Annotated in this window: 25 protein-coding genes and 1 tRNA gene; 17 read left to right on the top strand and 9 right to left on the bottom strand. The window is 62.6% G+C overall.

What is annotated here, in order from left to right; all coding sequences use genetic code 11:
• Nucleotides 1–18 precede the first annotated feature (18 nt).
• On the bottom strand, nucleotides 19–1,215 hold the full coding sequence (locus MJ606_RS03530) for a hypothetical protein (RefSeq protein ID WP_243048015.1): 1,197 nt from the start codon (nucleotides 1,213–1,215) through the stop codon (nucleotides 19–21).
• A gap of 152 nt (nucleotides 1,216–1,367) precedes the next feature.
• Between MJ606_RS03530 and trpE the strand changes: the two genes are divergently transcribed.
• The 3 genes from trpE (at nucleotide 1,368) to MJ606_RS03515 (ending at nucleotide 4,447) form a co-directional block, all read left to right on the top strand.
• Nucleotides 1,368–2,843 carry an anthranilate synthase component I gene (gene trpE / locus MJ606_RS03525; protein WP_243048014.1) on the top strand — a complete coding sequence of 492 codons (1,476 nt, stop codon included), beginning with the start codon at nucleotides 1,368–1,370 and terminating at the stop codon, nucleotides 2,841–2,843.
• Nucleotides 2,844–2,845: 2 nt separating this feature from the next.
• On the top strand, nucleotides 2,846–3,547 hold the full coding sequence (locus MJ606_RS03520) for a hypothetical protein (RefSeq protein ID WP_243048013.1): 702 nt from the start codon (nucleotides 2,846–2,848) through the stop codon (nucleotides 3,545–3,547).
• A 225-nt stretch (nucleotides 3,548–3,772) separates the two neighbouring features.
• Nucleotides 3,773–4,447: a hypothetical protein gene (locus MJ606_RS03515; RefSeq protein WP_243048012.1), complete on the top strand. Its 675-nt coding sequence runs from the start codon at nucleotides 3,773–3,775 to the stop codon at nucleotides 4,445–4,447.
• 44 nt (nucleotides 4,448–4,491) lie between these two features.
• Here the strand turns inward: MJ606_RS03515 and MJ606_RS03510 are convergent, their stop codons facing one another.
• Together MJ606_RS03510 and MJ606_RS03505 are read right to left on the bottom strand one after the other, a co-directional pair.
• A complete protein-coding gene (locus MJ606_RS03510) occupies nucleotides 4,492–5,244 on the bottom strand; it encodes a M15 family metallopeptidase (protein ID WP_243048011.1) in 753 nt (250 codons plus the stop codon).
• Nucleotides 5,222–6,442 carry a dipeptidase gene (locus MJ606_RS03505; protein WP_243048580.1) on the bottom strand — a complete coding sequence of 407 codons (1,221 nt, stop codon included), beginning with the start codon at nucleotides 6,440–6,442 and terminating at the stop codon, nucleotides 5,222–5,224. The genes MJ606_RS03510 and MJ606_RS03505 overlap by 23 nt, the downstream gene beginning before the upstream one ends.
• A 126-nt stretch (nucleotides 6,443–6,568) precedes the next feature.
• On the opposite strand from MJ606_RS03505, the gene MJ606_RS03500 reads away from it, so the two are divergent.
• The 7 genes from MJ606_RS03500 to MJ606_RS03470 all read left to right on the top strand — a co-directional run bounded on the left by MJ606_RS03500 (nucleotide 6,569) and on the right by MJ606_RS03470 (nucleotide 13,309).
• Complete coding sequence (locus tag MJ606_RS03500) at nucleotides 6,569–7,975, top strand: SH3 domain-containing protein (RefSeq protein ID WP_243048010.1); 1,407 nt, start codon at nucleotides 6,569–6,571, stop codon at nucleotides 7,973–7,975.
• Nucleotides 7,976–8,104: 129 nt separating this feature from the next.
• Nucleotides 8,105–8,827, top strand: coding sequence for a L,D-transpeptidase family protein (locus MJ606_RS03495; RefSeq protein WP_243048579.1), 723 nt, complete (start codon nucleotides 8,105–8,107; stop codon nucleotides 8,825–8,827).
• Nucleotides 8,828–9,004: 177 nt separating this feature from the next.
• Complete coding sequence (locus MJ606_RS03490; RefSeq protein WP_243048009.1) at nucleotides 9,005–9,601, top strand: aminodeoxychorismate/anthranilate synthase component II; 597 nt, start codon at nucleotides 9,005–9,007, stop codon at nucleotides 9,599–9,601.
• A complete protein-coding gene (trpD, locus tag MJ606_RS03485; protein WP_243048008.1) occupies nucleotides 9,598–10,674 on the top strand; it encodes an anthranilate phosphoribosyltransferase in 1,077 nt (358 codons plus the stop codon). Before MJ606_RS03490 ends, trpD begins: the two co-directional genes overlap by 4 nt.
• Before the next feature lie 42 nt (nucleotides 10,675–10,716).
• Nucleotides 10,717–11,511, top strand: coding sequence for an indole-3-glycerol phosphate synthase TrpC (trpC, locus tag MJ606_RS03480; protein WP_243048007.1), 795 nt, complete (start codon nucleotides 10,717–10,719; stop codon nucleotides 11,509–11,511).
• 3 nt (nucleotides 11,512–11,514) lie between these two features.
• Complete coding sequence (locus tag MJ606_RS03475) at nucleotides 11,515–12,213, top strand: HAD family hydrolase (RefSeq protein WP_243048006.1); 699 nt, start codon at nucleotides 11,515–11,517, stop codon at nucleotides 12,211–12,213.
• A gap of 88 nt (nucleotides 12,214–12,301) precedes the next feature.
• Nucleotides 12,302–13,309: a helix-turn-helix domain-containing GNAT family N-acetyltransferase gene (locus MJ606_RS03470; RefSeq protein WP_243048005.1), complete on the top strand. Its 1,008-nt coding sequence runs from the start codon at nucleotides 12,302–12,304 to the stop codon at nucleotides 13,307–13,309.
• Here MJ606_RS03470 and crp read toward each other — a convergent pair.
• Complete coding sequence (gene crp, locus MJ606_RS03465) at nucleotides 13,306–13,920, bottom strand: cAMP-activated global transcriptional regulator CRP (RefSeq protein ID WP_243048004.1); 615 nt, start codon at nucleotides 13,918–13,920, stop codon at nucleotides 13,306–13,308. The two genes, MJ606_RS03470 and crp, sit on opposite strands and share 4 nt — an antisense overlap.
• 359 nt (nucleotides 13,921–14,279) lie before the next feature.
• Here crp and speD point away from each other — a divergent pair, with 359 nt between their 5' ends.
• Nucleotides 14,280–15,065: an adenosylmethionine decarboxylase gene (gene speD, locus MJ606_RS03460; RefSeq protein ID WP_026633844.1), complete on the top strand. Its 786-nt coding sequence runs from the start codon at nucleotides 14,280–14,282 to the stop codon at nucleotides 15,063–15,065.
• Nucleotides 15,066–15,169: 104 nt separating this feature from the next.
• Here the strand turns inward: speD and coq7 are convergent, their stop codons facing one another.
• A complete protein-coding gene (gene coq7 / locus MJ606_RS03455; protein ID WP_243048003.1) occupies nucleotides 15,170–15,811 on the bottom strand; it encodes a 2-polyprenyl-3-methyl-6-methoxy-1,4-benzoquinone monooxygenase in 642 nt (213 codons plus the stop codon).
• The gene (locus tag MJ606_RS03450; RefSeq protein WP_243048002.1) at nucleotides 15,808–17,022 is read right to left on the bottom strand and encodes a (Fe-S)-binding protein; all 1,215 of its coding nucleotides are present in this window, start codon (nucleotides 17,020–17,022) and stop codon (nucleotides 15,808–15,810) included. The genes coq7 and MJ606_RS03450 overlap by 4 nt, the downstream gene beginning before the upstream one ends.
• Nucleotides 17,023–17,156: 134 nt before the next feature.
• Between MJ606_RS03450 and rplM the strand changes: the two genes are divergently transcribed.
• From rplM to MJ606_RS03430, 4 genes are all read left to right on the top strand, one after another.
• Nucleotides 17,157–17,585, top strand: coding sequence for a 50S ribosomal protein L13 (rplM, locus tag MJ606_RS03445; RefSeq protein WP_130619814.1), 429 nt, complete (start codon nucleotides 17,157–17,159; stop codon nucleotides 17,583–17,585).
• 9 nt (nucleotides 17,586–17,594) lie between these two features.
• Nucleotides 17,595–17,987 (top strand): 30S ribosomal protein S9, encoded by a 393-nt coding sequence (gene rpsI / locus MJ606_RS03440; protein ID WP_243048001.1) that lies wholly within the window; start codon nucleotides 17,595–17,597, stop codon nucleotides 17,985–17,987.
• A 66-nt stretch (nucleotides 17,988–18,053) separates the two neighbouring features.
• Nucleotides 18,054–18,127: transfer RNA gene (locus tag MJ606_RS03435), tRNA-Gln, on the top strand.
• An 82-nt stretch (nucleotides 18,128–18,209) separates the two neighbouring features.
• The gene (locus MJ606_RS03430; RefSeq protein WP_243048000.1) at nucleotides 18,210–19,658 is read left to right on the top strand and encodes a site-specific integrase; all 1,449 of its coding nucleotides are present in this window, start codon (nucleotides 18,210–18,212) and stop codon (nucleotides 19,656–19,658) included.
• Here the strand turns inward: MJ606_RS03430 and MJ606_RS03425 are convergent.
• The 3 genes from MJ606_RS03425 to MJ606_RS03415 all read right to left on the bottom strand — a co-directional run bounded on the left by MJ606_RS03425 (nucleotide 19,655) and on the right by MJ606_RS03415 (nucleotide 22,887).
• Nucleotides 19,655–20,890 carry a hypothetical protein gene (locus tag MJ606_RS03425; RefSeq protein ID WP_243047999.1) on the bottom strand — a complete coding sequence of 412 codons (1,236 nt, stop codon included), beginning with the start codon at nucleotides 20,888–20,890 and terminating at the stop codon, nucleotides 19,655–19,657. The genes MJ606_RS03430 and MJ606_RS03425 overlap by 4 nt on opposite strands.
• 411 nt (nucleotides 20,891–21,301) lie before the next feature.
• Entirely contained in the window at nucleotides 21,302–21,535 is a 234-nt protein-coding gene (locus tag MJ606_RS03420; protein ID WP_243047998.1) for a hypothetical protein, read from the bottom strand.
• 944 nt (nucleotides 21,536–22,479) lie between these two features.
• Nucleotides 22,480–22,887, bottom strand: coding sequence for a very short patch repair endonuclease (locus MJ606_RS03415; protein WP_343214789.1), 408 nt, complete (start codon nucleotides 22,885–22,887; stop codon nucleotides 22,480–22,482).
• Nucleotides 22,888–23,112: 225 nt separating this feature from the next.
• On the opposite strand from MJ606_RS03415, the gene MJ606_RS03410 reads away from it, so the two are divergent.
• Both MJ606_RS03410 and MJ606_RS03405 read left to right on the top strand, forming a co-directional pair.
• The gene (locus MJ606_RS03410; RefSeq protein ID WP_243047996.1) at nucleotides 23,113–23,418 is read left to right on the top strand and encodes a hypothetical protein; all 306 of its coding nucleotides are present in this window, start codon (nucleotides 23,113–23,115) and stop codon (nucleotides 23,416–23,418) included.
• 10 nt (nucleotides 23,419–23,428) lie between these two features.
• Complete coding sequence (locus tag MJ606_RS03405) at nucleotides 23,429–24,451, top strand: DNA cytosine methyltransferase (RefSeq protein ID WP_243047995.1); 1,023 nt, start codon at nucleotides 23,429–23,431, stop codon at nucleotides 24,449–24,451.
• Nucleotides 24,452–24,459: the final 8 nt, after the last annotated feature.

Below are 24,459 nucleotides of genomic sequence, written 5' to 3'. Positions count from 1 at the left end.
CGGCTACAAGCGCGGGGATTATTTCACCTCGCCCAGCGTCCATCCGCCGCCACCCGGCATCACCGCGATCTGCTTGACCGTGGTGGCGGCGCAGTCGCCCGGTTGGCTGGTGCATTGGGCGAGGGTGATGCGCAGGTGCTGGTCGTCGCTGAGATCGAAATCCGTCAGGCGGGTGGTGGCCAGCGAGACCGCCGTTTCCAGCGCGGTGCCGATGAACACGCCGTGGTGGAACACGTACAGCTGCAGGGCGCTCGGTTGGCACTGGCTGTCCACCGTGACGGCCGCTTCGGCGACATAGGTATCGCCTTTGCGCTGCGCGCGTCCGGTCAGCAGGCGCTGGCCGGTGAGCAGGAAGCGGTCTTCGTCATTCTGTGGCGCGGCGGTGCTGGCGATGCACTGCACGGGTGTCCCTGCCGCGCTGGCCGGTGCGTTCGCCGCCAGTGGCTGCAACGGTCGCGGCACATAGGGTTGCGCCACCGGTACCGGGGCGGGGCGCTGCATCCACAAAAAAAGCGCGGTGCCGCTCACCAGCAGCGCGGCCACGGCGTAGGCCCGGCCGCGCAGCAGCGGCCGGCGATAGAGGTAAACCAGCGCGCCCAGCGCCAGCAATACGGCGACCGGCGCCAGCGGGCGCCAAAGCAGCGCCAGCAACCCGAACAGGGCGGCGACGACGGCGAGGCTGGACAAGGGGGGCTTGAGCGCCGCCGCGGGCGCCGAAGCCGGAAGCGGCGGTGGCATGGGAGGAATCTCGCCGGCGGCGTGTAGCGACGTCGCGCCATCGAAGCCGGGCGGGGCCGAGGGGCCAGCGTCCTCCCCCGTAGGCAGCGGCGGTACGGCCACGTCGTTGGGAACGGGGTGCCAGGCGAACCACTGCTGTCCACCGTCATGGCACCACTGGTCGCCCGGCCGGGCGTAATGGGCGAGGGCCGGTTCGGGCAGCGGGCCGCGGATCTGCTGGTCGCGGCGCAGCCATACCAGGGCATTCCCATCGGGCCAGACGTCGGCCTCCACCCCCATGTCCCGTAGCTGGGTCGCCTGGGCCTCGGCGGTGGCGGTGTCCAGGCCGCGCCGGATGATCAGCGGTGCACGTTCGAACACGCGGTCGCGAAAGCCGCTCAGCTCCATGCCGAAGGCCGCCGCCATGCGGGCGTGGACGGTGGCGGGGTCCTGCCCATCGAGCAGGCGGCCGGAAAGTACCAGGCAACGGTGGTCCATACCCTTCGATTCCCCTGCGAGTGCCGCGTCGTGCACTGATCGGGCAAGGGTAGGCGCGCGGCATCAAGCGGACAAGTCATACGTGGATATCGGTGAAAAGCGAGGCTGCCCCTACAATGGCCGTTCAAGCTTGGCCATCCGGACTCCCCTACGTGATCTCCCGAGACGAATTCGACGCACTGGCTGCCCAGGGTCATACCCGCATCCCGCTGGTGCGCGAGGTGTTTTCCGACCTCGACACGCCGCTGTCGGTGTACCTGAAGCTGGCTGATGGCCCGTATACCTTCCTGTTCGAATCGGTCGAGGGCGGCGCCACCTGGGGGCGCTATTCCATCATCGGCCTGCCGGCACGGCGCGTGTACCGTTTTCGCGGCCATGAGCTGGAAGTGGAAGACGCCGGCGAGGTGACCGAACGCCGCCACGTGGCCGATCCGCTGGGCGAAATCGAAACCCTGCGCCAGCAATACGACGTGCCGCGCCTGCCGCAGCTGCCGGCCTTCAGCGGCGGCCTGGTGGGCTACTTCGGCTTCGAGACGATCGGCTATATCGAGCCGCGCCTGGCCCGGTGGGATCGCGCCGACGAGCTGGGCACGCCCGACGTGCTGCTGATGCTGGCCGAGGAAGTGGCGGTATTCGACAACCTCAAGGGGCGCCTGTACCTGATCGTGCATGCCGACCCGTCGCAGCCGCACGCCTATGCGCAGGCGCAGCGCCGGCTCGACGCGCTGGTCTATCGCCTGCGCCAGAGCGGCGTGTCGTATCCGCAGCTCAACCAGAGCACCGCGCTGGACGAAGGCGACTTCAAGTCCTCCTTCACCAAGGAAGAGTTCGAGGCGATGGTGGAGCGCGCGAAGGAATACATCCGCGCCGGCGACATCTTCCAGGTGGTGCCGTCGCAGCGCCTGAGCGTGGGCTTCAACGCGCGGCCGGTGGATGTGTACCGCGCGTTGCGCGCGCTCAACCCGTCGCCGTACATGTACTTCGTCGACCTGGGTGCCACGCAGATCGTCGGTTCCTCGCCGGAAATCCTCGCGCGGCTGAAGGACGGCAAGGTGGTGGTGCGCCCGCTCGCCGGCACGCGCAAGCGCGGCGCCACCGAGGCGGAGGACCGCGCGCTGGAAGCCGAGCTGCTGGCCGACCCCAAGGAGCGTGCCGAGCACGTGATGCTGATCGACCTGGGCCGCAACGACGTGGGCCGCATCAGCGAAACCGGTACGGTGGAAGTGAGCGAATCGTTCGTGGTGGAACGCTACTCGCATGTGATGCACATCGTGTCGCAGGTGCAGGGCACGTTCCGCCAGGGGCTGGGCTATATGGACGTGCTCAGGGCGACGTTCCCGGCGGGCACGCTCAGCGGCGCGCCGAAGATCCGCGCACTGGAGATCATCCAGGAGCTGGAGCCGTACAAGCGCAACATCTATGCCGGTGCGATCGGCTGGATCGGCTGGTGGGGCGATGCCGATACCGCCATCGCCATCCGCACCGCGGTGATCCAGGACGGCCGCCTGCACGTGCAGGCCGGCGCGGGCATCGTCTACGACTCCGACCCCTCCGCCGAGTGGGAGGAGACCATGAACAAGGGCCGCGCCCTGTTCCGCGCCGTGGCGCAGGCGGCGAAGGGCCTGTGAGCATGTCGCGATGCGTTGCGCTGTCGTGCGCGCTGGGGCTCGGCGGCGGCCTGCTGGTGGCGCCCATGCAGGCAGGTGCGCAGGAGGCGACATCCGGGTGGCGCGATGATTTCACCTCGCGGGTGGAAGCGCTGGCGCTGTTGCAGTCGCTCAACGCGGAGCTGCTCAGCCACCCCAGCGCCACGTTGACGCTGGAGCGCTGGTGCGGCGCGCACCATCTCGCCGCCGAGGCCAAGGTCGTGGCCGAGCGCGTGCATGGCGTGGACAAGCCGCTGCCCGAGGATGCGCGCAAGCAGCTCGATATCGGTCCCGATGAGCCCGTGCGCTATCGCCGCGTGCAACTGGCCTGTGGCGGGCATGTGCTGTCCGAGGCCGACAACTGGTACGTGCCCTCCCGGCTTACCGAAGCGATGAATCGCGAGCTCGACAGCAGCGACACGCCGTTCGGCAAGGTGGTGCAGCCGCTGCATTTCCGTCGACAGACCTTGTCGGCCGACCTGCTGTGGTCACCGCTGCCGCAGGGCTGGGAAAGCGGCGCGCCGCTGCCGGCGATGCCTGGTGCTCCCATGCCCATGCCGCGCCATGTGCTCGAGCACCGCGCGGTGCTGTACGACCAGGCCAACCGGCCCTTCAGTCTGGTGGTCGAGAGCTACACATCGGAAGTTCTTTCGTTCGTTCCTGCCGGGCCGCACCCGGGGCCTTGAGTCAGCCTTTTGGGGGACTCGTTTTTCTGCGAAGCTTCCTGCAAGAATGCGCGAGCACAGTCACTGGAGGGGTGGCTGTGCCAACCATCGCCCCTGTCGACTGACAGGCCGCCCGTGCTCCACGGGCGCTCGATGCGTAGTTCGGCCACCTCTTCGTTTCCCGCCGTACGGCCATCTTGGAGGATGGTCCGGGAACGCGCGGGATTTCATCGTCAGGGGAATGACATGCAGCACTTATGGAAGAAGGGCGTCGTACTTGCGTGTGCTTTGACTGTTACGGGGTGCGCTTCGATAGTGGGTGGTCGCTATCAGAAGGTTGCAGTGGACACGCGCGCCGCGGACCAGAGCGTTCGTGCAGACTGTACGCTCAGCAATGGCAATGGATCGGTTCGTGTGGTGACGCCTGGTACGGCGGTGGTGCACCGCTCTGCCCAGAGCCTCAACGTCACTTGTGAAAAGGATGGCAAGCAGATTGCGCAGCAGGCCTATGACGCGAACCTTCGCGGCATGTTCTGGGGCAATCTGCTGTTTGGCGGGGTGATCGGCATCGTCGTCGACTTGTCCAATGGTTCGGCTCAGCACTATCCGGACAAGCTAAGCGTGATGCTGCCATCCTCATTCGCCTTGGATGCGCCGGTACCGGCGGGTAATAGCAGCTCGCCGTTGTTGCCGGGGGCTTCGACTTCCAGCGGGCTGGCCAGCCTTGATCGTCGCGTAAGCCAGGGCATGTTCAACGCGGCACAGAATGTGGCGGCTTCGCATCAGTGCAATCGTGCCATCCATGTGCTGATGGTGGATGGCAAGCGCGCCATGTTCGAGTCGCAGTGCCCGGATACCAGCGTGGTGCAGATTGAATGCGAGGGCGAAAGCTGCACGGCCATGCAGCCGTCTGCTTCGTAATGGTGAGTGGCGCGCAGCTTGGCGCCGCGCGCCCTACCCATATTTCACTGCACCGGCACGTCGTAGATCACGTCGGGCATCGGTGCCGGCATCAGGGAGAAATGCCACCATTCCATGGCGTAGTTGCGAAAGCCCTCGCGTTCCATCGCGGCCTTCAGCAGCATGCGGTTGGCGTGCTGCGCCGGCGTGACCTGCGCTGAGTCGGTGTTGGCCCGCGTGCCGAAGTAGTCGAAATCGGTGCCCATATCCAGCGGCGCGCAATGGGTGTCGTCGGCATTGCAGCGGAGCAGGGTGAGGTCCGCCGTGGCGCCGCGGCTATGGCCGGATACCGGCGCGATGTAGTCGCCCAGCAGCGCGCGCTTGTCCAGCTCGGGATAGTGCGTCGCCTTGGTGCGCTGGTCGGCCAGGTCGCCGGCCCAGCGTACGAAATGCTTCACCGCGCGCGCTGGCCGGTAGCAGTCGAACAACTGCAACCGCAGGTGCTGTGGCCGCAGATCGTGTTCGACGCGCGCCAGTGCCTCGGCGGCAGCACGTAGAAGCAGGCACTTGGGCGCGAGATAGCCGTCCACGGGGGCGCCGACGAAGTTGTCGCTGCCGGCGTACTTGATGTCCTCGGCGATATCCGGCACCAGTTGCCGGATATCGACCAGCCCGGCCTCGGCCGCTGTTTTCGCCGGAGACAAGATCGGCGCCGAGTCGGCTTTCGCGTGCGTTGCCAGCAGCAGGGCCGCGAGGCAGATCGCGGCTCGCAGCCCGGTGGTGATGGTGCCTTGATCAACGGGTCGAGTGTTTGGCATCGGCATGCTTCTCCACGTCGCCCCATACGCGCAGCAAATTGCCGCCCCACAGTTTGGCGATGTCGTCGTCGTTGAAGCCCTGGCGGCGCAGTGCCGCGGTGACATTGCGCGTCTGCGATGCATCCATCCAGCCGGTAATGCCGCCGCCGCCGTCGAAATCCGATGCGATGCCGACGTGATCGATGCCGGCCACATCGACCATATGCCTGATGTGCGCGGCGAAATCGTCCACCGTGGGCAACGGGAACGCCGCATCGATGCGGCGCATGCCTTCGATGTAGGCCGGCAGGTAGTCATGCTTCTCGCTGTCGTAGACCTTGTCGCCGGCCTGCCTGGCCACCTGGGCCTGCAGCGCCTTCTCCGCCAGCTCGCGGCCGGGGTCGAGCTTCAGGAAGCCCTTGTACGCCACCGCCTGGATCACGCCGCCCTTGGCCGCGATGGCGCGCAGCAGGTCATCGGGCAGGTTGCGCGGGTGATTGGTCAGCGCGCGCGAGGACGAATGCGAGGCGATGATCGGGGCGCTGGACAAGGCCAGCACATCGCGCACGCACGCATCGGAAGAATGCGAGACATCGACCATGATGCCGAGCTGGTTGGCGCGCCTGACCATGCTGCGTCCGAAGTCGCTGATGCCGGCGTCGCTCAGCGGCGGATCGCCCAGGTCCGCTTCCGGCGTGGAACTGGTGCACAAGTCGTTGTGTCCCATATGGGCGAGACCCACGTAGCGCGCACCACGCGCATAGGCGGCATCGAGGTTCTTGATGTCGTGGCCGAGCGAATAGCCATTCTCCACGCCGATCATCGCCGACAGCTTGCCCGCCGCGCGGTTGGCGCGCACCTGATCCGGCGTGGTGGCGAGGCGGATGCGATCGGGGTAGGTCTTGAGCATGAGCGCGATGGCGTCGTACTTGCGCTGCGCTTGCGCCACCGCATCGGCATAGCCGGCCGGTGTCAGCGGGCCTTGCGGGACATACACGATGAAGAATGCCGCATCGAGGCCACCGCGTTCCATCTTGTCCAGATCGACCTTCAGCACCGGGGAGCTGGCCGCGTCGAAGCGGACGTCGTGCATGAAGGCGAAGGGAATATCCACGTGGGTGTCGAGGGTGATCGGCGGGTCCTGCTGGGCCCATGCCGCGCTGCTGCCGAGGGCCATGGCCAGTGCAAGGCTGCGGCCAAGCGTACCGAACATCTTCATGTTCATGCTGTCCTCCCCAGGGTGGAGTCTGGCATCGTACAAGTTTGGCGGCGTCGATGCCGTGGTTGTGTCCGCCGCGTCGCCAGGCGATATGCTCGGTGGCGTGTTTCGAGGTAAGGCTTGCCCATGCGCTGGTTCCCGCTTGCTGCACTGTGTCTCGTGGTTGCCTGTGGCGTCGCCCCGGTGGCGGCGCATCAGGATGCCGCCCCGCTTGCCGTGCCGCCGTCGGGCGTCATCGGCATCCACGACGATGCCATGCTCACCGCGGACTTCTGGATCCATCAGCTGGCCCAGCCCGACCGGGTGCTGCTCGATACGGCCGCCATCACGGCGCGGAACGCAGCGCTGTTCCAGCGCGATCCATCCATGCGCGACCTGCACACGCTGCCGAGCACCTTGATGCGCGCCCAGGTGCTTGGCTGGATCAAGGCGATTTCCAAACTGCCCGTGAAGCCTCTTTACGACGAGCAGGGCGTGCGCGTGCCCGAGGCGCAGCTGCAGCAGATCGTCGATCAGCTCGCGCTTGATCGCGTGCCGGCGGAGCAGCCCACGCGCTATGGCCTGGTGGTGCGGCGTTCGGCGTTGCGCAGTTTTCCCACCGATCTGCGCGTATTCACTTCCGTCGATGACCAGGATATCGATCGATTCCAGGAGACCGCCGAGTTTCCCGGCACGCCCGTGGTCATCGAGCACCAGAGCCGCGATGGCCAATGGTTGTTCGTGCAGAGTCCGCGCTACGCGGCCTGGACGCGCCGGGAAAATGTGGCCGAAGGCTCGCCCGGACAGGTCTTTGGATATGCCGCGCGGTCGCCGCAACGCGTGGTGACCGGCGCCAGCGTGTCAACCGTCTATACGCGGGAGCAGCCGGCCGTGTCGCAGCTGCAGCTGGATATGGGCGTGGCCGTGCCGGTGCGGGTCGATCAGCCCGCCGACCAGCCGGTCAATGGCCAGTCGCCTTATACGTCATACGTGATCGACCTGCCGGTGCGCACGGCAAGCGGCGGGCTTGCGTTCTCCCCAGCGCTGCTGCAGCGGCAAGCCGATACCGCGGATCGCTATCTGCCGCTGACCGAAGCGAACATCCTCCGCCAGGCCTTCAAGTTCCTGGGTGAGCGTTATGGCTGGGGCCACGCCTACGATGGCCGCGACTGCAGCGGTTTCGTATCGGACGTCTATCGCAGCATGGGGGTGCAGATGCCGCGCGATACCAGCCGGCAAGCCGCGAGCCCCGTGCTGGCGCATCAGTCCTTCACCGACAGGGACGGTCGCGACACGCGCATGAAGGCGGTCAGCGCGCTGCAAGTGGGCGACCTGGTCTATATCCCCGGTCACGTGATGATGGTGATCGGCCGGCTCAACGGCGAGCCGTACGTGATTCATGACACCAGCGGCATCAGTTATCGTGATGAGGGCGGCGCGATGCGGCAGGTCAAGCTCAATGCCGTCTCGGTGACGCCGTTGTCGCCATTGCTGTTGGACGGCCAGCACTCCTATGTCGACCGCATGACCAGCATCGTGCATGTGCGCCCGTAGGCAGCGTTCCGCAGCGACATGAGTGGCAAGCTCGACGAAAAGGGTGGTTCTACGGCTATGTCTGTTCGGATGAAAACACGCGTTCTGGCGAATCGGCTATGGCATGGCTGCCTGGTGCTGTCGCTGGTCATGGCTCCTGCGGCGGGCGGCAGGGTGATGGCTGCCGATGCCGACACCGCCTGGCAGGCGTCGCGCCAGATGGTGCTGGTGGTGATTCCCGACTGGAACACCAATCACGGCGTACTGCGGACCTACGAGCGCAAGGGTAGTGCCTGGCAACCGGTCGATGGCGCGCAACCGGTGACCATCGGCCAGGCCGGTGCCGCCTGGGGTTTGGGTCTGAACACGCCGCAAACTCAGGGGCCGCAAAAACACGAAGGCGACGGACGCAGCGCGGCGGGCGTGTATCGCATCGGCGAAGCCTTCGGCTACGCGTCGGCGGCGCCCACGCAGATGCCTTATCGCGCGCTGCAGGTATCCGACTACTGCATGGATGTCAGCGGCTCGCCGTACTACAACCGCATCGTGGACGAACGCGAGGTGGGCGAGCAGGGCGTCGCCGGATCCAGTGAGCCGATGCGCCGCGACCTGCATCTCAACGGCGACCAGCTCTACAAGGTCGGCTTCGTCATCGAGCACAACGCGCAAGGCCAGCCGGGCGCGGGAAGCTGCATCTTCGCCCACGTCTGGCGATCACCCACGGATGCCACCGCAGGCTGTACCGCCATGCCGGAATCGGCCATGCGCCAGTTGCTGGCCTGGCTGAAGCCTGAGGATCAGCCCATCTTCGTGCTGTTGCCGCAGGCCGAATATGAGCATTTGCACGGCGCCTGGCATCTGCCCGCGTTGTAACGGGACCCCATGAAGACGGTTGCCGTTGGGGGTATCCCTGCGTCGGGAATGCTGCAGCGCCGCGCGGCTTTGAGCACAATGCACTTCCTGCCATCGCGTGGCCACCGCTGGGCTAGTCCTGGGCTGGTGTCGTTCATGCGATATGTTTTCAAGTGTAATCAATGAGTTGGCCATGTCATGCTGCTGATGATCGACAATTACGACAGCTTCACCTTCAACCTCGTGCAGTACCTGGGCGAGCTGGGCCAGGAGGTGAAGGTGGTGCGCAACGATGCGCTGGACGTGGCCGGCATCCGGGCGCTGCGGCCTTCGCACATCATGATTTCACCGGGCCCGGGTACGCCGGACGATGCGGGCGTGTCGCTGGAGGTGTTGCGTGAGTTGTCGGGCGAGATTCCCGTGTTCGGCGTGTGCCTGGGCCATCAGGCGATTGGCCAGGTGTTCGGCGGCAAGGTGATCCGCGCCAAGCAGATCATGCACGGCAAGATTTCGCCGGTGCGTCATCGCGGCAAGGGTGTGTTCGCCGGCTTGCCCGATCCGTTCGAGGCTACCCGCTACCACTCGCTGGTGGTGGAGCAGGATTCGTTGCCCGACTGCCTGGAAGTGACGGCGTGGACCGAGAACGCCGATGGCTCGATCGACGAGATCATGGGCCTGCGCCACAAGACCTTGAACGTCGAGGGCGTGCAGTTCCACCCCGAATCGATCCTTACCCAGCATGGCCACGACCTGTTGCGCAATTTCCTCGGGCTGCCGTTGAAGCTGGCCGCATGAACGGCGCTGCCAACACCTCGCCGGTGGGCCGCCGCGTCACCATCACGCCGCAGGAGGCGTTGCAGCGCACGATCGAGCACCGCGAGATCTTCCACGACGAGATGATCGAGCTGATGCGGCAGATCATGCGCGGCGAAGTGAGTCCGCTGATGACCGCGGCCATCATCACCGGCCTGCGCGTGAAGAAGGAAACCGTGGGCGAGATCACCGGCGCGGCGCGCGTGATGCGTGAGCTGTCGGCCAAGGTGGAGCTGCCCGCGCATGAGCATTTCATCGACATCGTCGGCACCGGCGGCGATGGCGCGTCCAGCTTCAATATCTCCACCGCCTCGATGTTCGTGGCGGCCGCGGCGGGGGCTCGCATCGCCAAGCATGGCGGGCGCAGCGTGTCGTCCAAGTCGGGCAGCGCGGACGTGCTCGAAGCGCTGGGCGCCGTCATCGACCTGCCGCCGGCCCAGGTGGCGCAATCCATGCAGGAAACCGGCATCGGCTTCATGTTCGCGCCCAACCATCATCCGGCGATGAAGGTGGTGGCGCCGGTGCGCAAGGAAATGGGCGTGCGCACGCTGTTCAATATCCTTGGGCCACTGACCAATCCAGCCGGTGCGCCGAACATCCTGATGGGCGTGTTCCATCCCGATCTGGTGGGCATCCAGGTGCGCGTGCTGCAGGCGCTTGGCGCGAAACATGCGCTGGTGGTGTGGGGCCGCGACGGCATGGACGAGATCTCGCTGGGCGCGGCGACGCTGGTCGGCGAGCTGCGTGACGGCGAGGTGCGCGAGTACGAGGTGGAGCCGGAGGATTTCGGCCTCGCCATGGCCTCCAGCCGCAACCTGCGCGTGGAGAACGCCGAGGAGTCGCGCGCCATGCTGCTAGAGGCGCTGGAAGGCCGTCGCGGCGTGCCGCACGATATCGTCTGTCTCAATGCGGGCGCTGCCCTGTATGCCGCCAACGTGGTGGACGCCATCGCGGCCGGCATCGAATTGGCCCGCGCCACCATCGCCAGCGGCGCCGCCCGTGCGAAAATGGACGCCTTCGTGGCGACCACGCGGCGTCTGGCGGGCCAGGCCTGACGCTCACGCCACTTTCATGCCACGACCAAGCAAGCTTCCGTCATGACCGATATCCTCCAACGCATCCTTACCCGCAAGACCGAAGAGATCGCCGAGCGCAGCGCCAGGCTGCCGCTGGTGGAGCTGTCCTCGCGCGTGGCGGACCTGTCGGAAACACGCGGTTTTGCCGCGGCCATCGAAGCGAAGATCGATGCCGGCCTGCCGGCGGTGATCGCCGAGGTGAAGCGCGCCAGCCCGAGCAAGGGAGTGATCCGCACCGACTTCGATCCGGCGGCGATTGCCCGCAGCTACGAGGCCGGCGGCGCGGCCTGTCTCTCGGTGCTGACCGACCGCGACTTCTTCCACGGCAGCGAGGATTTCCTGCAACAGGCGCGCGACGCGTGCTCGCTGCCGGTGTTGCGCAAGGATTTCGTGATCGATCCCTACCAGGTGTACGAGGCCCGCGTGATCGGCGCCGACTGCATCCTGCTGATCGTCGCGGCGCTCAGCGATGCGGCCTTGCTGGACCTGTCGCTGCTGGCGGCCGAGCTGGACCTGGACGTGTTGTGCGAAGTGCACGACGCCGAGGAGCTGGAGCGCGCGCTGGCCCTGCCGGTGCCGCTGATCGGCGTGAACAACCGCAACCTGCGCACGTTCCAGACCTCGCTGGAAACCTCGCTCGAGCTGCAGCAGTTGATGGAATACGACCGCATCCTGGTCAGCGAGTCGGGCATCCATACGTCCGATGACGTGGCCCTGCTGCGCGATGCCGGCATCAACGCGTTCCTGGTGGGCGAGGCCTTCATGCGCGCCAGCGATCCGGGCAGCGAGCTCAAGCGCCTGTTCGCCGCGAAGTAAGCCATGTCCACAGGGGAAGCCAGTGTCACGCCGGCGGCAGCGCCGGATACGGATGCGCCGCGCACCGTGTTGTTCGATTTCGATGGCGTGCTGATTCACGGCGACGCGTTCTCGCTGTTCATGCGCCACCAGTACCAGCGTTCGCTGTGGCGCAAGCTGGCGGCGGTGCTGGCGTTGCCGTGGATGGCTGTGGTGTTGCCGTTCTCGCGCACGCTGGCGGTGCGGTCGCTGGTGCATGTCGGCCTGATGGGCCTGAACGAGCGTCGCTATCAGGCGGTGGCCCATGCCTTCGCGGCCAGCCTGGTGCGCCGCCCGCGCCAGTTCTGTCGCGACGGCCTGCACGCGTTGCGTCGCCACCAGGCCGCCGGCGACCGCGTCATCGTGGTTACCGGCTGCGAGCACGTGCTGGTCAGCCATATCCTTGAGCAACTGGGGCTGGCCGGCATCGACGTACTGGCCTCGCAGCTGCAGCCCGGCCTGCTCGGCATGCGGGTGAAGCTGCATAACGTGGGGCGCCGCAAACCGGCGCAGCTGGCCGCGCTGGGTGTGCGCGAATGGCGGGTGGCCTATAGCGATTCGCTGGCCGACGTGCCGATGCTCAAGCCGGCGGCCGAGGCGGTGCTGGTCAACGGCACGCCCAGGCTGTGCAAGAAGATGGAAAAGGCGCTGGGGCGCACCGTCACCCGGGTCGACTGGTTCTAGCCATCGATAAAGCCCGCCAGGTGGGGCTTGCGGGGACGCTTTCGGGCAATTACGTTAGCGCTAACGCAATTGTTCCGAGGTCGCTCCGATGTACCTCTCATCCCTGGGCGAGCTGGCGCTGGGTAGCCGGCTCAAGGCTCTCAGCGATCATTTCTATGCATCGGCCGACGAGGTCTACCGCGCCTGCGGGGCATCCATCGAATCGCGCTGGTTCCCGGTGCTGCGCTATCTGTGGGAGCACGGCGAGACTACCGTCAGCGACGTGGCGGCGGCCATCGGCCAGACGCATTCGGCGGTCAGCCAATTGGCCGACAAGCTGGTGCGTGCCGGCCTGGTCAGGCGGCACAAGGACGCCGAGGATGGCCGGCGCAGCCTGCTGCAGCTCACCACCAAGGGCCGTAGCGCACTGACCGCGCTGGGGCCGATCTGGGTGGCCGTGCGGCGCGGCGTGGCGGCTTCGTTGGGCGAGGACGCGGCAGCCTTGCTGGCTGCCCTGGCGGCGACGGAGCAGGCGCTGGGTGAGCGGCCACTGGTCTCCACCATCCTGGCCGAGCATGCGGCGTTGAGCGCGGCGCAGCTGGAGATCGTGCCGTACCAGCCGGCCCTGAAGGATCATTTCTACCGTCTCAATGCAGCGTGGCTGGAGCGCCACTTCCGCCTCGAGGATATCGATCGCGTGGTGCTTGGTGACCCGCAGACGCATGTGCTGGCGCCGGGTGGCGCCATCTTCTTCGCCCGCCTGGGTGATGCGGTGATCGGTACCTGCGCGCTGCTGCAGGAATCGCCCGGGGTTTACGAGCTTTCCAAGATGGGCGTGGACGAAACCTTCCGGGGCCTGGGTGCTGGACGGCAACTGCTGGATGCGGCCATTGCCGAGTTCAAGCGGCGCAAGGGCAAGCTGCTGTTCCTGGAGTCCAACAGCCGGCTGAAGACGGCGCTGCGCATGTACCAGCAGGCCGGCTTCGTCATGCAGCCCTCGACGCGGCCCGGCTCGCATTACCAGCGGGCGGATGTGTACATGGTCTATGAGCCTGCGGGCTCAAGGCCGGCCCCGGCGCAGCGGGGCGCGGCCAAGCGTGCCAAGGCGACCCGTTAGCGGGTGCCGCGCACCACGATGGTCTTGCCGGTCACGTCGATCATGCCCTGCTCTTCGAGCTGCTTGAGCACGCGACCGACCATCTCGCGGGAGCAACCCACGATGCGGCTCACTTCCTGGCGCGAAATGCGGATCTGCGTGCCTTCCGGATGGGTCATTGCGTCCGGCTCCTGGCACAGGTCCAGCAGGGTGCGCGAAATGCGGTTGGTGACGTCCATGAAGGCCATGCGGCTGACCTGGCGCGAGGTGCGCAGCAGGCGGTTGGTCAGCTGGGCGCCGATGGCGAACAGGATCTTCGGGCATTCCTCGCGCAGCGGGCCTTCCATCAGCTGGAACAGGCGCTCGTAGCTGATCTCGGCCATTTCGCAGGCGGTGCGGGTGCGCACCATCGATTCACGCTGGGCCTGCTCCACGAACAGCCCCATTTCGCCGATGAACTGGCCACGGCTCAGGTAGGCCAGGATCAGCTCGCGCCCCTGCTCGTCCTCGGTGCATACGGCCAGCGAGCCCTCGACGATGTAATACAGCGTATTGGCCGGGTCGCCGGGGCGGATGATGGCCGTCTTGCCCGGATAGCGGCGCCGGTGGCAAAGCGCCAGGAAGCGCTCCATCGATGCCGGGTCCGGGGCAAAGTTGGCTGGCGCCTGGGAGCGTTCAAAAGCTTGTTGTAGCTGATATTTAAGTTGCGCCACGTTGTGTCCCGTAGATTCAAGACGGGGTCCGCATACGGCCCCCGAGTGTCTGATTCTTCCCCTTGCGGGCATTATGGCAAACTAACTGGACCTGCCGAAGGTTCAGTTTTCCTTTTTTTTGCCGCATACTTCACGGTCTTTCGGACGCGATCTCCTTGTCGCGATCCGGTCACAAGGGTCGCGGAAGCTTATGCCTTCGCGTCGAATTTTCCAGCGGGGACCCTTGTCGCTAACCCGCCTCTACTGCTGGCCATCCGTCCCGGCCATGGAGAGTCGTTGTGGTGAAACCCCTTCCCCGTCTGCGCCTGCAGGGCTTCAACAACCTGACCAAGGCGCTGAGCTTCAATATCTACGACATCTGCTATGCGGTGTCCGAAGAGCAGCGTCAACGCTACATCGAATACATCGATGAGCAGTATGACGCCGATCGCCTTACCCAGATCCTGACGGATGTGGCCGAGATCATCGGCGCCAACATCCTGAACATTGCACGCCAGGACTACGATCCGCAAGGCGCCTCGGTCACCATCCTCATTTCCGAGGAGCCGGTGGTGGAGAAGCTGGGTCGCGACACCATTTCCGGTGCCGTGGTGGCGCACATGGACAAGAGCCACATCACCGTCCATACCTACCCGGAAACGCATCCGCACAACGGCATCGCCACCTTCCGCGCGGACATCGACGTGGCCACCTGCGGCGTGATCTCCCCGCTGAAGGCCCTGAACTACCTGATCGACAGCTTCGAGTCGGACATCGTCATCGCCGACTACCGCGTGCGCGGCTTCACCCGCGACGTGAAGGGCAAGAAGCACTTCATCGACCACAAGATCAACTCCGTGCAGGACTACCTGGCCAAGCACATTCGCCAGAAGTACGAGATGTTCGACGTGAACGTCTACCAGGAGAACATGTTCCACACGAAGATGCACATCAAGGACTTCGACCTTGATACGTATCTGTTCGAGGCGCATGCCGACGATCTCTCCTTCAAGGAGCGCCAGCGCATCGAGTCGCTGCTGCGCCGCGAGATCGAGGAACTGTTCCACGGCCGCAACCTGATGTAACGAAAAACCCGCCGAAAGGCGGGTTTTTTTCATGGGGCACGGAAATCGCCGGGGTGACGGTGAAGAAGGCTCGTCATTCCAGCGAAAGCTGGAATCCAGTGCCTTCAAATCCGGTACGCCACCGTCTTCATCACCATCGAGCTGAGCTGCATCAGCCCGGGAATCGGAAACGGCAGGTCGATCCCGCCGCGCACTCGGGCCTCATGCGCATGGCGCACCTCATCCGCCTGCATCTGCGACAGCACGGCACGTGAGCGCTCGTCCTGCGGTGGCAGCTTGTCCAGGTGCTCTTCCAGGTGTGCTTCCACCTGGCGTTCCGTCTCCACCACAAAGCCCAGGCTCACCGGGTCGCCGGCCAGCGCGGCGACCGCGCCGATGACGTAGCTGCCGGCGTACCACAGCGGATTGAGCAGGCTGGGCCGGCTGTCCAGCTCCTTCAGGCGTTCGGCGCACCAGGCGAGGTGATCGGTTTCCTCGTCCGCGGCGTGCTGCAGATGCGCACGGTTTTCTTCGCTGCGCGCCAGCGCGGCCTGGCCGTCATAAAGCGCCTGCGCGCAGACCTCGCCGGTGTGGTTGATGCGCATCAGGCCGGCCGCGTGGCGGCGCTCGGCGTCGTCCATGTCGGCGTCGTCAAGCGCTTCGGCGGGCGAGGGACGGGCGGCCTCCGGCGCGCCGGCCACGGTTTCCAGGGCGCGCTCGATGCCGGCCAGCAGGCGATCGAGCGGGGAAAGCGTGCGTACATTCATGGCGGGTTCTCCAGTTGCTGCGCCAGCAGGGTCAGCGGGTGCATGTGCGGCCAGCGTCGGCCATCGGCGTCCATGCCTGCGGCGAGATGCAGGCGACAGCCGATATTGGACGACAACAGCTGCTGTGGCGCCAAGGTGGCGATCTGTCCCAGCACACCTTCGCGCAGGCGTGCGGCGCGTTCGGGAAACTCCAGCATGTGCGAGCCCGCCGCGCCGCAGCAGTGCGGCGGGCGCGGCACTACGGCGACGTCCAGCTCCGGTACCTGGCGCAGCAGCCGCTGCAGCGCCACTTCACTGCGCGCCACATTCAATTGTGTGCACGGCAGATGCAGCGCGACGCGGCGCGCCAGGGGGCGAAACGCAAGTCGTTCGGCGCGGGCCGCCAGCAAGGTGACGGGATCGGCCACGGTGATATCGGGCAGGGCGCGGCGCAGCGTACCCAGGCAACCGGGCGTAATGGTGATCAACTGCTCGGCGCCCGAGGCCCGCCAAGCGTCGCGTACGCGTTCGGCCAGTCGATCTGCCGCGGCCATCTCACCGCCGTGTAGATCGATGGCGCCACAGCAGAATGCAGGCAGGCGCGTCACCCGGTAACCCGCCGCTTCCAGCAGGATGATGGCGGCGTGCTCGGCGGTGGCGTCCTCCACGCTGGCCACGCAGCCGGGAAACAGCGCGATGACGGGGTGGCCGGCGGATGGGTTTTGCCGCAACGGCGGCAGCGCATCCTGGGTGTCCACCTGCAAGGTATCCAGCGCGGCCCGCCAGGCAGAGCCGGCCGGCAGGCGATCGGCAAGCCGTGTTTTCCATTGTGCCAGGCCGATCGCGCCGCCTATGCCTGCCGCCAGCCGCAGCAAGGATGGCTGCTTCAACAGGGCCAGCAGTTCGCGCGGGCGTCTGGGCGACGGGCCGGTGAGCGCGCGCGTTTCCACCAGCAGCTCACCATATTTGACGTTGGCCGGGCACACCCGCTCGCAGTTCAGGCAGCCCAGGCAATGGTCCAGGTGCTCCCGTAGCTCGGCCGTGGGCTCGGCGGCGCCCCGGGCCAGCGCGGCGGCAATGGCGATGCGCCCGCGCGGCGATTCGGCTTCATTGCCGTCCAGCGCATAGGTGGGACACACCGGCAGGCATAATCCGCACTGCACGCACTGGTCGGCGAGGGCAGCGATATGTTGTTCTCGGGCATGGGGGGGCTTTTCAAGCGCCATACTCATCATGCTATCATTGCCAGCTCGCAGCCCGCCGGTCGGTGGGCTTGCGCGATAGATGAAAACTCCGTTATCATCTCGCGCCTTTGTTCCACCGATTACGTGTACCGCCCATGAGGCGGCAGACCAGGTATTCTGAAATGAAAACGTTCAGCGCCAAGCCGGAAAGCGTCAAGCGCGATTGGTTCGTGATTGACGCCACGGACAAGACGCTCGGTCGTCTGTCGACCGAGATCGCCCGCCGTCTGCGTGGCAAGCACAAGCCGGAATTCACCCCGCACGTCGACACCGGCGACTACATCGTCGTGGTCAACGCCGAGAAGGTGGCCGTCACGGGCGCCAAGCTGGACGACAAGATGTACCACCGCTTCACCGGCTACGTCGGCAACCTGAAGACCACCAGTCTGAAGGACCTGCTCGCTACCCATCCGGAGCGCGTCATCGAAATCGCCGTCAAGGGCATGCTGCCGAAGAATCCGCTCGGCCGCGCGATGTACCGCAAGCTCAAGGTGTACGGCGGCGCCGAACATCCGCATACCGCTCAGCAGCCGCAGGCGCTGGAAATCTAAGGAATCATCATGGCGATCCAGCAGAATTACGGTACCGGCCGCCGCAAGACCTCCGCCGCCCGCGTGTTCCTGCGCAAGGGCAAGGGCGAGATCACGGTCAACGGCAAGACCCTCGAGCAGTTCTTCGGTCGTGAGACCTCGCGCATGATCGTGCGCCAGCCGCTTGAACTGATCGAGGCCGCCGACAAGTTCGACATCAAGGTCACGGTTGCCGGCGGTGGTATCACCGGTCAGGCCGGCGCGATCCGCCTGGGCATTGCCCGCGCGCTGATCGAGTATGATGAATCCCTGAAGTCGCCGCTCCGCAAGGCCGGCTTCGTGACCCGCGACGCCCGCGAGGTCGAGCGCAAGAAGGTCGGTCTGCATAAGGCCCGCCGCGCTACCCAGTTCTCGAAGCGCTAATTCTCCTCGGAGAGTTGCTTCGACGGTACGGTGCACCAAGTCAGAGCGCACCGCTCCGCAGGGTTTTGGGAGATCGTCTAACGGTAGGACAACGGACTCTGACTCCGTTTATCTAGGTTCGAATCCTAGTCTCCCAGCCAGTTGTACTAAACCCCTGAGAAATCAGGGGTTTTTTTATGGGTGAGATTCTTCCCCTTGGACACTGGCTTGGACACTTCAGCCATGCGTCTACCGTCGTACCTGGTTCGCTGCCCCTCCGGCCTTTTTCACTTTCGTCTGAAAGTGCCGATAACCCAGCAAGAGCGGTTTGGGAAGGTCATCAAGCGCAGTTTGCGCACCCATGACCCCATCAAAGCCCAAGCGTGGGCCCTGGCACTTGCCGATAGGTATGCTTTGGCCTTCAGAACAGGAGACCAAGGGATGGCAGGCAAGGCCCCTCCAAGCGTTGACGAAATTTTGGACCGGCTGAACAAGGGGGCGGGGCCGAAATTCGATTACATCCAAAATCCGGATGGAACCATCGAGGTCCGAAACATCAACGGGCCTCAAGATGCGGAAACCGCTATCGCCTTTCTGAAAGCGTTGGGTTCGGTCAATGCCATCAATGAGGTGTTGGCCGAACGGGACAGGGCGCAGGTCAAACCTGCCACCAAGAAGGGGCTGACCCTCAAAGAAGCTTTGGCCATCTACACCGTTGCCGAAGCGGGAACGGTCAAGGAATGGGATGCCCGCCTCCGTGCCCTCAACAGCTTCATTGGAAAAATGGGGGCTGATACGCGGGTGACCGATGTATCAAGACCTTTGGCAGCCGAGTGGGCCAATGGGCTGATGCTCAACGGCGGCATGCAGAAGAAAACCGCGTCGGGCTATGTCAGCCATTGCGCCCAGTTGTTCAAGTTCCTCATCCAGCAAGGCCACCTTGAAAATAACCCCGTGAAGGGTGTGGTGGTGGTGACGGCCCGTGAAAAGAAGATGCACAAGCGCCAAGGTCGCGGCTGGGAACCCTTGGAAGAGGCTGACCTGAAGCGCATTTTTGACCCTGCAAATTTCGCTCGGACTGAAACACAACACGCCCGATGGGGGATGCTGTTGATGCTCTATTCCGGGGCGCGTGTGGGTGAGGTGGCGCAAATTCATCTCCGCGATTTCGAGATGCGCGATGGTCACCCATGTCTGAAGATCCTCACGGATAGCGATGGGCAAAGCGTGAAAACCGATGATTCAGAACGGTTGGTCCCCTTGCATCCCGACCTGTTGAGGTTTGGCGTCATGGAGCGCGTGGAAAACCTCCGAGAAGCGGGGGAAGATAGGTTCTTTCCCGGTCTTAATCTTGCGGGCAAGGCTGGGGTGGGTAGTGCCATCACCAAGGCTTTTGGCTACTACCTAAAAGACATGCTTAAAATCCGCCCGCGTCGCCAGCTTGGACGGTTGGGAACCCATAGCATCAGAAAAAATGTGATTCACGCTTTGCAAGGATGTGACTTGTCCGCAGAACGGCGGCGCGCACTGGTCGGCCATGAAGCCGATGACCCCACGCCCGATGTGCATGAAGTGCACTACATGCGGTCTTGGACGGCCAAAGAGCTTGCCGTATTTTTTCCAGGCTTGAAGTGGGGGGAATGGCTGGATGTCGATGGCCTGAAAAACTTGCTTGAAACCACCGTGGTCTAACCGGGCGGTTTCGGCTTCATCGTCACCCGTGATGGATGAGTGGCAGGCGAGCGGGGTGACGCTGAATTGGGTGACGAATTCGGAAAGTTGGGTTTGCCGTTGACGCGTACTTGTTTTCGTCGCTCGTGCTTCTCAATGTTTGAGGCCCGTGAGAGGGTCTTAGGGCTGCGTGGCGGCTTTCCCGTTGATGCGGAATAGCCTCGACCACCTCCACCATGACCGCGTCGCCCATAACTCTCTAGAGATTGCGTCGAAGCGTGGCCCATGAATTGAGCTGCCACAGCAGGCTTTATCTTCGTTGCCTTCAAGTCACTGGCAACTTTGTGACGGTAGCTGTAACAGGAAAGGCCCGGTTTCAGTTTTGCCAGGAATCGGTTGAGGCTCCGATAGTCGGCTTCTGTGGTGCGAATAGTTAGACCATCTGAAGCCTTCACGCGGTCAACCAACAAAGTGATGAAGGCCCTTTGTGCTGGGTTAAACGCATCCATGTCACGACCGCACAGGCGAACATCAAAACCTCGTGTGGCATCGACCTTCGCACCCTGGATGTTTGCAACCAATTGGGTCTTTCCGTTGGTGACCATCGTTTTCAGTTGAACCCCCTTCGGATTCATCATTTCGGCAGGTCGCATGCCAAACAGGTCCAGCAGGAAAAGCCGTTCCGCATGTCGGTCAGCCAGTGTTCGGGACACCATCAATCCATCGACATAGGCGCTTTGCGCAGATGGAGCCGAAGGCCCATATCTTTTGCTTCTCTTCGGAGTTGAAGCTCCGGAGGCTTTTAGCTTTTTCGCTTTGTCTTGCCATGTGGCATGACCGGGTTGCAGGAACATTTCGTCCAGCACTGCGCCGACTTCAAAAGCATGCCGTGTCCATTTCTCAGCCCCATCCCAGTCCCCTGATTTGCGCGCTTTTTCAGATGCCCTGCGTGCATCATTGATGGCTTCGACCATGCTGAACTTCATGGCGGCGCGTAAAAAATTATGATGCTGCTTTGTGGCGGCTTTCTGAAGTGGCGTAAGGCCATCAGTTAGCATTTGCAAAGCTGCGCGCCGATACCGTTCCGCCGTCTTGTTACTGACATCAGTTTTGGGCGCATCGCTCAGTACCCGTCTGGTCTGATTGTCTGCAATGATGCCGATGGGTCTCTGGGTACGGTCGGCTTCCTTTGCAACGCGGCTCCATCGGGTTTCCAGTGCATGTGTGTGGGCACTCCGGAAAAAATTTTCCATCGGGTCCACTCCTGCCGTCGTGACCGCTGAAAATTTTTTCCTACAGCCCACGCTCACAGAACTCCCGTTCTGAGAGCAGCTCCCTCCCTTTGGTCGGTCGCGGTTCGTTTTGGCTCCCGCCAATTTGCATCCATCGCCGTCTATCGCCGTCGATGTATGCAAAACACTCCCCAGATTGTCGGACACTTTTTTTGTGTCCGACAATCTGAAAATGGCCGCAAGCTTGTTCGTCAATTTCATCGGTCGTTGATTGAGGTGTGCAGTGTGTCGGCAAGTAAGGCTTGCTCGGTCTCCATAAACTTCGGCCGATTCAGTAAGTATCGTTGAATGGTTCGTGCAGGCAATGCGTGCCTTCTCTCCGACCAGCTTCGCAGATTTCTGAAAGTCGTCAATTCGCTTGGCCAGAAGTTTTCACTTCGATAGGCTCCTTGGATTAGGTGTCAGTTTCGTTGAGCCACCTTTCCCACCGGCTGATTCTTCACCTTGGCGTTGCATGGCATCTCGTCTAGCGTGGAGCCTCTCAAGAATCGCCGTCATCTGGAAACCAAGTTGGATTTCCCTGTCTTGTGCCGTTTGCCTTTGTATGTCGCGGGAAAATTCCATCTCTTCCTGAAGCTCTTTAATGATTAGGTCAAGCTCGGTCATGTTGTTACTCCGTTGCCTTTTTCCTACACATAGCAAACATCGAGACGTTGGCAAGATGGCGAAGGATTGACAGGTTTCGAAAAACTGTTATTCGTAGATGACGACATTGGACAAGATGAGTTTGTTCGATGTTTGCTGGTCAGTGCTATGCGTCCAGGAGACTATAGTTTTTGGCTTCGGTCGAAGGCGTAAGTAGATCCCGACTCGATTCTCACTGGCAGCCATCTGAACCAGTGACGCTGCATGATGTGTTCATTGTTCTGTGGGCAACAGCGCCGGAACTTGGGTAGCGTGTGCGTTGTAGGACCGCGACAAACCAAGGGTGAGACATCACTGAATGGGGCAAGCCGGCACCGGAGAGACACCCACCCAAAAGGTGGACGGGGGAACCCGGAGCAGTGGTGGCGAAAAGATGCACCATGAATCCCCCTACTCAACAGCAAGCGCCATTGTTGTTGGGCTCCTACGGTCAATCCCGTGGAGGAAACAGGTCATCCAAATGCCAGCAGTAGGCATGGGGCGAGCACGCCCCAATAAAGCCGCTACCGCGCTAAGCGGTAGTGAGCTTTTCAATCCCAGCCGGAATAGGCGTCCGAAGGTTTGAAAGAGTGAGCGCTACAGCGCGAACGATGAAAACCGAACGGCGCACCGACGACCCCTTGGGGGGTCTAGGTATTGGGGGGGAGGCAAGGCGCGAAAGCGCCGCGCAGGTTCAAATGAAAGAGAGCATGCGCTTTTCCAGGTCTTGGGACGCGTGCTGGCAGAAGTTGAAAAACTTGCAATGCACCGAAGGACCGGGCGAATGGGGGAGAACTGTTTTGGTTGGAAACCAAGGAAACGGGACCCATTCCAAGAGCCTGAAAAGCAGAAATGGGAACTATTGTCCCGAACTTATGGCTTCCGCCCTTGGAATGGTTCGTACGCGGAGGTGGTGTGTTCTTAGGTCAATGTTCGAGAAATCGTTGAATCCGTCGTAACCATGAGTTCTCCCTTCGTAGCTGGCATTCCCATACGGTAGCTACACCCCATCCTAGTCTCCTTAGGAGAGCCGCTGTCTGTCTATCACGCTGACGGTTCCGTTCAATTTTCGCAACCCAATACTCTGTGTTTGATTTTGGGTTGTAGTGCTCCCCTCTGCATCCGTGTCCATGCCAAAAGCAGCCATGAACGAAGATGACTTTCTTGCGCGCACGGAATACCAAGTCTGGCTTTCCAGGGAGCTCCTTGTTGTGCAGTCTGAAACGGTAGCCAAGTGCATGGAGGGTCGACCGTACTTTCCTCTCAGGCTTTGTGTCTTTGGACCTGATCAGCGACATGTGCTTGCTGCGTTGTTCGGAAGAAAGTCGATCCACAGGTCTATCTCTCTTGCATGCGTGGACCTATTCAGCTTGCGAAGATCCGGGGCGTCGATGACGGGCGGCTAGACGAGTCAACATTAAAGCGCAGACCGTGAGATTGGATTCGGCTATTGTGGTGGCTTGCTGGAAGACACATTAAATAATGTGTTAAAAACATAATTTAATGTATTATGCTTATAGCACTATGTGGGTCGCACATGATATTGTTATGCTTTATGCATGACGTACGACGAGTTCAGGCGGCAACTTGGAAAGGCGGGTTTGACGGTGAAAGATTTTGCGCTGCTGATCAAACAGACGCCTAACTCGATCACGAACTACTCGCGTCAAGGAGATGTCCCATCTCACTTGGCCATCATTGCCACGTTGATGGGTGAAATGGCTGAAAACGGGCTTGACTTCAAGGCAGTGGTCCAGCGTATAGAGATTGACTCCAACAAACCCCGAGGTGGTTCGATGAAAGGGCGGTTTGGTGGTAGTAAGCAGCAAGATATTTTTCAGAATCACAGAACTAAGAATAATTAGGAGAGGCGCCGTGGCATTTGATGGAACCACCAGCGCGGGTGCAACTAGCTCGAACACTTCATCCCAGGCCCAGCGGGCACAGCCCCGGCCGCAGGCAAAGGCCTCACGTGCGAAGAGTTTTACCGTCGTATCGCTCTTCTCGGGTTGCGGTGGAATGGACCTTGGATTCAAAGGTGGGTTTTCATTCCTGGGCAACAGCTATGCTCAGCTCCCGTTCTCTATCGTATGGGCCAATGAACTCAATCCTGCTGCATGTCGCACCTATAAGAGGAATATCGGTGCGCACATCCACGAGGGGGACATCTGGCAAATGATGGATCACTTGCCAAAGTCTGCAGATGTCGTGATAGGTGGATTCCCGTGCCAGGACATCTCCGTCAATGGGCTTGGCGCTGGCCTATCGGGTAAGAGATCTGGTCTGTATCGCGCCATGGTGGAGACCGTTGCGCGGACGAAGCCCAAGGTCTTCATTGCGGAGAACGTCAAGGGGCTTTTGATGAAGCATCATGCTAAGGCTCTGAAGAAGGTTCTTAGCGATTTTAGGAGTCTCGGATACGATGTTTCGTATCACCTGTATAACGCTGCCCGCTATGGTGTGCCGCAATCTCGCGAGAGGGTGATCATCGTTGGAACTGCTCCTGGCGTGAAAAGTTTTTCGGTTCCGCAAGCCACTCATGATAAGAAGAACTTTGTAACTGCCAGCCAAGCGCTTGATGAGCTTGCTCATCTTGATGAGGACGAACGCATCAACCACATCTGGAGCAAGGCCAGTCGAAGTCCGGAACAAGGAGATAGACGTCTAATTGCAGACCGCGTTGGGTATACGATTAGGGCCGAATGCCACGGGAATATCCAATGGCATTATGAAGCCGATCGCCGCATTTCCATGCGTGAGGCGGCACGTATCCAGTCATTCCCTGACAACTTCATTTTTGAATCGAAACTACGAGAGACCGAAAGGCAAGTAGGTAACGCAGTGCCGCCGGTCTTGGCTTGGCACGTGGCCAAGTCGGTAGCCGCATGCCTTAAATAAGGCTGAGG

Origin of the sequence: Dyella sp. RRB7, assembly GCF_022761115.1 — a bacterium.
Taxonomy (GTDB): Bacteria; Pseudomonadota; Gammaproteobacteria; order Xanthomonadales; family Rhodanobacteraceae; genus Dyella.
Note: the sequence above shows the minus strand (reverse complement) of the source record. Positions and strands in the feature narration are given on the sequence as shown.